At 71.4% G+C, this 8,102-nt stretch carries 6 protein-coding genes; 2 read left to right on the forward strand and 4 right to left on the reverse strand.

Annotated features, from left to right (window positions below; genetic code table 11):
- Positions 1 to 254 precede the first annotated feature (254 nt).
- From VKA86_09480 to VKA86_09495, 4 genes are all read right to left on the reverse strand, one after another.
- Complete coding sequence (locus VKA86_09480) at positions 255 to 1,892, reverse strand: HAMP domain-containing sensor histidine kinase (GenBank protein ID HKK71435.1); 1,638 nt, start codon at positions 1,890 to 1,892, stop codon at positions 255 to 257.
- 23 nt (positions 1,893 to 1,915) lie between these two features.
- Positions 1,916 to 2,596, reverse strand: a complete 681-nt coding sequence (locus VKA86_09485; GenBank protein HKK71436.1) for a response regulator transcription factor — start codon at positions 2,594 to 2,596, stop codon at positions 1,916 to 1,918.
- 174 nt (positions 2,597 to 2,770) lie between these two features.
- On the reverse strand, positions 2,771 to 5,227 hold the full coding sequence (locus VKA86_09490) for a M56 family metallopeptidase (protein ID HKK71437.1): 2,457 nt from the start codon (positions 5,225 to 5,227) through the stop codon (positions 2,771 to 2,773).
- Positions 5,227 to 5,628, reverse strand: coding sequence for a BlaI/MecI/CopY family transcriptional regulator (locus VKA86_09495; GenBank protein HKK71438.1), 402 nt, complete (start codon positions 5,626 to 5,628; stop codon positions 5,227 to 5,229). Before VKA86_09495 ends, VKA86_09490 begins: the two co-directional genes overlap by 1 nt.
- A 189-nt stretch (positions 5,629 to 5,817) precedes the next feature.
- Between VKA86_09495 and VKA86_09500 the strand changes: the two genes are divergently transcribed.
- Positions 5,818 to 7,002: an efflux RND transporter periplasmic adaptor subunit gene (locus VKA86_09500; GenBank protein HKK71439.1), complete on the forward strand. Its 1,185-nt coding sequence runs from the start codon at positions 5,818 to 5,820 to the stop codon at positions 7,000 to 7,002.
- On the forward strand, positions 6,999 to 8,102 hold a 1,104-nt coding region (locus VKA86_09505), incomplete at its 3' end, for an efflux RND transporter periplasmic adaptor subunit (protein ID HKK71440.1). The genes VKA86_09500 and VKA86_09505, both read left to right, overlap by 4 nt.

The following is an 8,102-nucleotide window of genomic DNA, read 5'->3' on the forward strand; positions in this document are numbered from 1 at the left end:
AGCGATCATCCGACCACTTCCACGACCACGATCCTCGATCCCCACAGAGCTTCCACTTCCGCACCGGAAACCACGGTGAGCATCGGCGACGAGATCGCCATCGAGCGACTTCCACCGCGGAAGTGAGCGAAACGAATGTCGGCCTCGACCATCGAAGAACGCGCAGGACAGCGTTCGGACCGCGCGGTGCAGGACGCCGAGTGAATCCGACCACCGCAGAACCGGACCCAGCCGCGACCGAACCAACCCCGACGTCACTCCACGCGCTCGAACCCCACGCGGAACCTCGCTCCACCGTCCTCCCGGTTCTCCCACTCGACCTCGGACCCGTGGGCACGGGCGAGACGGTCGACGAGGGCGAGACCGAGACCGAGTCCGGCCGGTTGGTCCTCGTCGTCGCCGCGGCGGAAGGGTTCGAACAACGAGCGGGCCACGTCGTCGGGGATGCCGGGGCCGTGGTCGCGCACGGACAGATGGACACGCGATCCATTGGCCACTGCGGAGAGGTGGACGCGGCGGTCGTCGGAGGAACGGGAGTACTTCTCGGCGTTGTCGATCAGGTTGGTCACGATGTGTTCGACGGCGTCGGGATCGAAGCGAGCCGACGGCAGTGTCTCGGGCACGTCGACCTCGAGGGTCGCGCCGTGGCTCTCGAGGGCAGGGCCCAGCCGGGAGGCGACCTCGCGCAGGGTCGCGGCCAGATCCCCTTCGCGCATGCGCACGCCGCGGTCGCCGCGCTCGAGGCGGGTGAAGTCGAGGACGTTGGTCACCACGCGGGACAGCCTCTCGCTCTCGGCGGCGATGCGCCGGGCGTAGCGTTGCGAGCGGTCGGGGTCGTCGGCCACTCCTCCGAGCATCTCGCCGTACATGCGCAGGCCGGCCAGGGGCGTGCGCAGTTCGTGGGCGGCGGCCGCGGCGAAGCGCGAGCGTTCGCGGGCGACGCGCTCGGCGTTGAGCAGCAGGACGACCACGCTGATCGCGGCGATCAGGGCAGCGGCCGATCCGATCGCGAAGGAGCGGTAGAAGTCCGTCTCCACGCGTGCGGCGTCGACGCCGGCCAGGGCCACGGGACCGCTCACGTCGACGGCGATCTCCCACGTGGTGCAGTCGAGGGGCACCTCGGCCACCGCGACGGAGTCCTCGGTCCCGCCGGTGAAGGGACGCAGCACGGCCGGGAGCTCGGCGGATCGCAGCCAGTCGTGCACGGCCTGCGGCGACAGCACGAAGCCCTGCACGGCACCGTCGTCGCCCACGCGGCGCAGGGCCACGAGCAGCGGTTCGGCGAGTCCGTCCTCGAGACCGTGCCACTGGAACGATTCGGTTTCGACGAGTAGCCGACCGTCGTAGGTCGGATCCAGCGAGGCGACCGCCGAGCGCGACGGCGGCAACGGATCCCGCCCGCTGCGCGCCATGCGTTGCAGATCGTCGGCGTGGGGCCCCAGGACTTCGCGCCTCTCGCCGGCCCGCTGCAGACGATCGGCGTCGGGCACGATCTCGCCCAGGTCACCGAGGACGGGCACGCTCAGCCGGCCGCGCGGATCGATCTGGAAGTACACGTCGACGAAGGGATCGCGCGGTCCGGTGGCCAGCGGTGACGGCGTGCTCCCGGCGCACTGACAGTTCGACGTGGGGTCGTGGTAGGTGGCGTGGAAGTGATAGGGCGGTCGCTGCGACTCGCTGTCGCGCATGGCCTCGAGGCGGCCGACGAGACGATCGCTCAGCGCGCGGGCGACGGAGTGGCCCCGCTCCACCGGGCGCGCGCGGATCGAAGCCGCCTCGCGTTCGGCACTCGCCTGGCCCACCACGTACCAGGCGGTGCACGGCGCCGCGACGGCCACGAACACGAGCGTGATCGCGAGCCAGGTCCGGCGGGGGCGATGGACGATGCTCATGGTCCGCTCTCCGGGGGTGGACGTCAGTCCTGGTCTCCCCACGCGTATCCCACACCCTTCACGGTGACCACGATCGACGGCTGGCGGGGATCGCGCTCGATCTTCTGGCGCAGGTTGGCCACGCACATGTCGACCGTGCGGGTCTGAAGGTCTCCGGGCGCGTTCCACACGTGTTCGAGCAGCTCGGCCCGGCTCACGGCACGGCGCCGCTGGCGGTGCAGCAGCCGGATCAGGTTCGCCTCACGGGCGGTCAGGGTCTCGGTCCTGCCGTCGCGCTCGACGACGCAGCGGCCCAGGTCGAAGACGGCTCCGTCGGCCTCCAGACGCTCCGGCGTCGCTTCCACCGCCAGGCGTCGGCCGAGCGATTCGATCCGGGCCAGCAGCTCCTGGGTACCGAAGGGCTTGGTCACGTAGTCGTCGGCCCCGTGCCGCAGGCCGCGCACCTTGTCGGCCTCGTCGCCCCGCGCGGTCAGCATCAGGATCCCCATCTGCGGTCGCACCTCGCGCAGTCGACGACACACCTCCCATCCGTCGAGGCGCGGCAGCATGAGATCGAGGACGACGAGGTCGAAGTCGGTGTCGAGTCCGGTCCGCACGGCGGCCTCGCCGTCGGCGGCATCGGTCACGTCGTGCCCCTCGCTCTCGAGCAGGTCGACGAGTCCCTCGCGGAGGGTCGGTTCGTCTTCGACGACGAGGATGCGCATGGGGCCTCGGACGGCGGACGGCCGGGAGCCGGGTCTTCCCGGACGGAAGCGTACGGCCGGTTCGCGGAGCGAACCGTCAAGCAGACGTAAAAGGCGATCCTACTCGATGCACGAGACGACGGGCCCCCGAATCGCAGATCGGGGGCCCGATGACGGCGCGGGACGGACGGCGGATCACCGCCCGGCCCGGCTCAACTCCCGCACCACCCGGCCGTACTCGTGGTCGCTGTCGATCGTCTCGGCGGTGCGCAGGAAGGCCTCGCGCACCGGCTCCGAACCGGCCGCGGCGTCGACGAAGGCGCGCAATGCACGGGCCTTCTCGAAGTCGCTGTCGATCATCGCGACCACGTCGAGGGCCTCGATCACCATGGTCTCGTCGTCGCCGAGTCGTGGCGCGAGGGCGGCGACGAGTCGTGCCTTCTCGAAGTCACTGTCGATGTCCTCGATCGTCCGCCACATCTCGGCGCGGGCGTCGGGGTCGTCCAGTGCCAGCGGAAGGGCGTCGACGAGCACGCGTGTCTTCTCGAAGTCGCTGTCCATGCCGTCGGCGACTTCGAAGAAGGAACCTTCCAGACGTCCGTCGCGGAGGTCGTCCCGGGACATCAGGGCGAGCACGCGCGCCTTCTCGAAATCACTGTCGAGGTCGTCGGTCAGGACGAGCAACCGCGACAGCACCGACGGATCCAGATCGCCGAGTTCGATGGCCATGCGCAGGGCGCGCCCGCGCTCGAAGTCGCTGTCGAGCGAACCGATCAGCCCGGCCACGCCGTCGCCCAGATCGGGGTCGGCCAGCAGCAGCTCCAGGTTGTCGGTCACCACGCGTGCCTTCTCGAAGTCGCTGTCGATCGAGCGGGGGATCTCGGCGAGCACGCGCTCGCGGTCCTCGTCCGACAACGACGGGTGCCGGAGCAGCGCCGACCAGTGCCGAGCCGCGGCATGGTCGGACTCGAGGGCTTCGATCCGGCCCACGGCGGTGCCCACGCCTCCTTCGTCGAGCCAGCGGCCGATGCGGGCGTCGGTCCCGATGCCGGCCTGCACCATGAAGGTGCTCAGGGCCTCGGAGAACCACGCCCGGGCGTCGTCGTCCACCTCCGTGGAGCGGCCGTTCTCGAAGTACGTCCGCTCCACCCGACCGTCGCGGTCGCGCTCGATCTCCATGCGGTGGCGCTCGCCGTCGCGCTCGGCCCGCAGATCGAAGTACGAGCCGTCGTCGAGGAGCTCGACGTCGCTCTCGTCGTCGGCGAAGCGCAGCCGGCCGTCCATCTGCACCTCGAGTTCGAAGTCGTCCCGGCGGTAGGTCCATTCGCCGTGGCGCGTGACGACCTCGAGTTCGTCGCCGCCGCTCTCGAAGAGCACGTGGTCGCGGACGCGGAGGTCCATGCGATCGCCGCGGACGAGCACGCGACCGGCGACGGTGGGTGCCAGGGGCGCACGCGGCGCCGGCGCCTCCACGGCGAAGGGGCCCTCGACCTCCACGGCGCGCGGAGGATCCGGCGGGGCGGCTTCGAGGGCATCGGGCTCGAGCATCGCGAGAGGCACCAGCAGGAACAGTGCGAGGCCCACGAGCGCGAGTCGGGCCGTTCGCGCGGTCCGCCGCGACCGTGGCCCGTCGTCGAGCAGCGAATCCATGCGTTCGCCCAGCTCGCTGCGCCGCGCCATCCCGATGCTGGCCGTGGCCAGCCGCGAATCGGCCCGCAGCGTCCGCGCCATGTCGAGCAGGTGTCCGGCGTAGGTCGACGCGCGCGAACCGGCCAGGAGCACGCGGTCGTCACAGGCGCGTTCGCGCTCCAGACGCATCCGCGCGGCGGTGATCCACGGCAGGGGATGGAACCAGAAGAGCGCGCAGCCGATCTGGGCCAGGACCTGCGTCAGGACGTCGCGGCGTTGCACGTGGGCGAACTCGTGGCGCAGCACGTCGAGGCGACGCTCGGTGGACCACGTGTTCGCGTCGGCTGGCAACAGGACCTTCGGGCGGGTGATTCCCCAGGTCAGCGGGGTGAGTGACGCCCGGGTCGTCAGCAGCGGGGGAACCCGCCGCAGGCCGACCTCGTCGGCCGCGCGGGCGGCCAGATCCCGCCACGTGGGGTCGTCGACCACACGGCTCCGGCGTTCCAGCGCGCGGACCTGCCACCGACCGACGAGCAGCCGCCCGGCGACGAGCAGGACCCCGCATTCCCAGAGCAACAGTGCCCACACCCACGGCGACCACGCGCGCACCGGCTCGAGCACGCGCTCGACGAGACCGGGCGCCGGATCGGCCGTCGCGGTGGGGTCGGGGAACGAGATCGTGTCCGGGACGAAGTGGAGCCGCGCCGGAGTGACCTCTACGGGCAAGGGGTCGGTCGGACCCGGCCACGGCGTCGCCGCGACCTCCTGGGTCGACGCATCGCGCGCGGGCACGCCGATCCCGTCGATCGACCAGCCGGGCAGGGCCACTTCGAGCACCGGCAGGCAGAGCAGCCCCACGACCGCGGCCGTCCACAGCAGGTGACGGGTCGACGCCGCCGCGCGGCGCAGGACGCGCGCTCCGGCGACTGCGAGGACCAGCAGGACGAGGGCCTTCAGCGACACGGACAGCAGCAGCACGCCCCAGTTCTCCGCCAGGGTCTGCACGTCGAGTGCACCGATCATCAGCGTCCCTCCTCGCGGGCCCGGTCGATCAGGTCGGCCAGGCGATCGAGTTCCTCGTCGGACAGGTCCGTCGAGTCGAGGTCGAGCAGCGTGGCGACCACCTGCTCGCGGGAATTACCGAAGAAGTTCTCGAGCACGCCGTGCAGGGCGCTGCGGGCGGCCCTCTCGCGCGGCACGGTGGGCGAGAACACGTAGCGCTGTCCGTCGCGCCGGTGGGTCGCGTGGCCCTTCTCCTCGAGGATGCGCAGGTGCGAACGCACCGCCGAGTAGCTGGGCGGATCGGGCAGGTTCTCGCGAACCTCGGCCGCGGTGGCGTGTTCCAGACGGAACAGGATGTCCATGATCTGCCGCTCGCGGCGGCTGAGCGCGGCGAGCGGGGCGGAATCGGGTCTGCGCACCATGCGGGGCTCCTGGGCTCGGGACACGGCGGGGCGATGCCAGAAAATCAGCACTGCTGAATTCTTGGCATCTACGCGCGTCGCGTCAAGGGGGTTCCACCGAAGTTCGTGATCCGCTCGTCCCTCGCGCTTGCCGCGCTTCCTGCGCGGTGGGACCATGCACGGACCCGCCGCAACGCCCCGGAGGACCCCGTGCGCCTTCTCCTCCCCCTGCTCTGCCTCGTCGTGATCTCGACCGCGGCCCCGGCCCGGACGCTGCGGGTGGAGCGTGGACCGGTCGAGCGCGTGCTCGTGGAGGCGGGTGACGTCCAGGCGGTGCGCTCCCGCGACCTGGTCGCCCCGGGGGACTGGCGGGCCGAGGCCCTGATCGTCGAGCTCGCCACCGAGGGCACCCGGGTCGCCGCCGGCGACACGCTCGTGCGCTTCGACACCACGACGATCCTCGAGGAGATCCGCACGGCCGAATCCGAGGTGGAGCGCCGACGTGCCGAGATCGCCGCGCGCCGCGCCGGCCAGCAGCAGACCATGGCCAGCCTGCGCAGTCAGGTCCGCAGCGCGGAATTCGCGGCCGAACAGGCCGAACTTCGGCTGGAGCGCATGGAGTTCGCGGCCGAGACCGAGCGCGAGGCGGCCTCGCTGGACCTCGCACGGGCCGAGCTGCAACGCTCCGAGGCCGCGGCCAAGCTCGAGGCCCAGGCCACGCTCGATTCGCTCGACCTGGTGCAGCTGCAGACCGGCCTCGTGCAGGCGCGCGCGAACCTCGAGCGCGAACGCGAGCAGATCGAGCGCATGGTGCTGCTCGCCCCGAGCAACGGGCTGGTGATCCACGGCGAGACCGACGACGAGCGCAAGGTGCGCGAGGGCGACGAGGTGTCGGCCGGAACGGTCGTCGTCCGTCTGCCCGACCTCGGCGAACTGCAGGTCGAACTCGCCGTGCACGAGATCGACCGGGTCCACCTGCGCGAGGGGCAACCCGTGCGCGTGGGCTTCGACGCCTTCGGCGACCTCGAGCTCCCGGGAGCCGTCTCGAGCATCGCGGAGCTGTCGAGTGCGGCCCGCCGCGGCTCGCGGATCCAGCGCTTCGACGTGGTGGTCACGCTCGAGGGCAGCGATCCGCGCCTGCGTCCCGGCATGTCCGCCCGCGCCGAGATCGTCACCGCTCGCCGCGACGACGTGTTGCGCGTACCACGGGCCGCGCTCGCCCGCCGTGGCGACGAGGTCGTGGTCGTCCGTGCCGACGGAACCGTCGAGCCCGTCCGCGTGGGACTGGTCACGCCGCTGTGGGTCGAACTGCTCGAGGGTCCGCCTCCGGGAACGGAACTCCGGACGCCGTCCGGTCTTCGCCCCTTCGCCCCGCTCACCGGAGACGACGCATGAGAGCGATTCCCTTCCTGCTGCTGACCGCGGCGCTGCTCGCCGGTTGCGAGACCCGCACGCTGCCCACCGTCGAGGTCGAGCGCGGCACCTTCGTCGTGACCGTGTCCTCGCGCGGAGAGCTGGCGGCCGTGGAGTCGCGCACGGTGTCGCGCCCGCGGGAGGGCGGACGGCAGAGCGCGATCGTCGAGATGGTCCCCGAGGGCACGATCGTCGAAGAGGGCGACTTCCTCCTGCAGTTCGACACCGCCGAGGCGGAGCGGCAGCTCGAACAGCGCCGCGCCGAACTCGAGAACGCCCGGGCGAAGCTGGCGGCCACGCGCGCGCAGGCCGCCTCGCGCCTGGCCGAGATCGAGAGCCAGCTCAAGCTCCAGGAGTACACCCACGAGCAGGCGAAGCTGCGCTACGAGCAGATGCAGTACGAGGCCGAGGCCCGCCGGCGCGAACAGGAACTCGAACTGCGCAAGGCCGAACTCTCGCTGCAGGAGGCGCGCGAACGCATCGAGAGCCAGCGCGCCGTCGATGCCGCGAACATCCGTACCGCCGAGATCGAGGTCGAGCAGGCTCGCACCGCGGTGACCCGCGCGCAGGAGGCGCTCGAGCGGCAGACGCTCACCGCCCCGATCGGTGGGCTGGTGGTCTACGAGACCATCTGGAAGTCCGGCGGCCGCGGAAAAGTCGCGATCGGCGACACGCCGTGGCCGGGGCAGGAACTGATCGAGATCCCCGATCTCGACGCGATGATGGTGCGCACGAAGGTCGACGAGGTCGACGTGAACCGCGTGGCGGTGGGCCAGCCGGCGGTGGTGGCCGTCGACGCCCTCGACGGTCTGCGACTGGACGGCGAGGTGTCGCGCGTGGCCACGCTCGCCCGCCAGGAACGCGGCGAGAGCACCAAGACCTTCGACGTCGAGATCCTCCTGACCGATCACGACGACCGGCTGCGTCCCGGCATGAGCGTGCAGTGCGAGGTCGAGGTCGAACGCCACGACGACGCGCTGAGCGTCCCGCTCGAGGCCGTGTTCGAACGCGAGGACCGCACCGTGGTCTACGTGGTCGACGGCGAACCCACCGAGCGCACCGTCGAGCTCGGCTCGCGCAAC

The sequence above is a fragment of the Candidatus Krumholzibacteriia bacterium genome (genome assembly GCA_035268685.1).
GTDB lineage: Bacteria > Krumholzibacteriota > Krumholzibacteriia > JAJRXK01 > JAJRXK01 > JAJRXK01.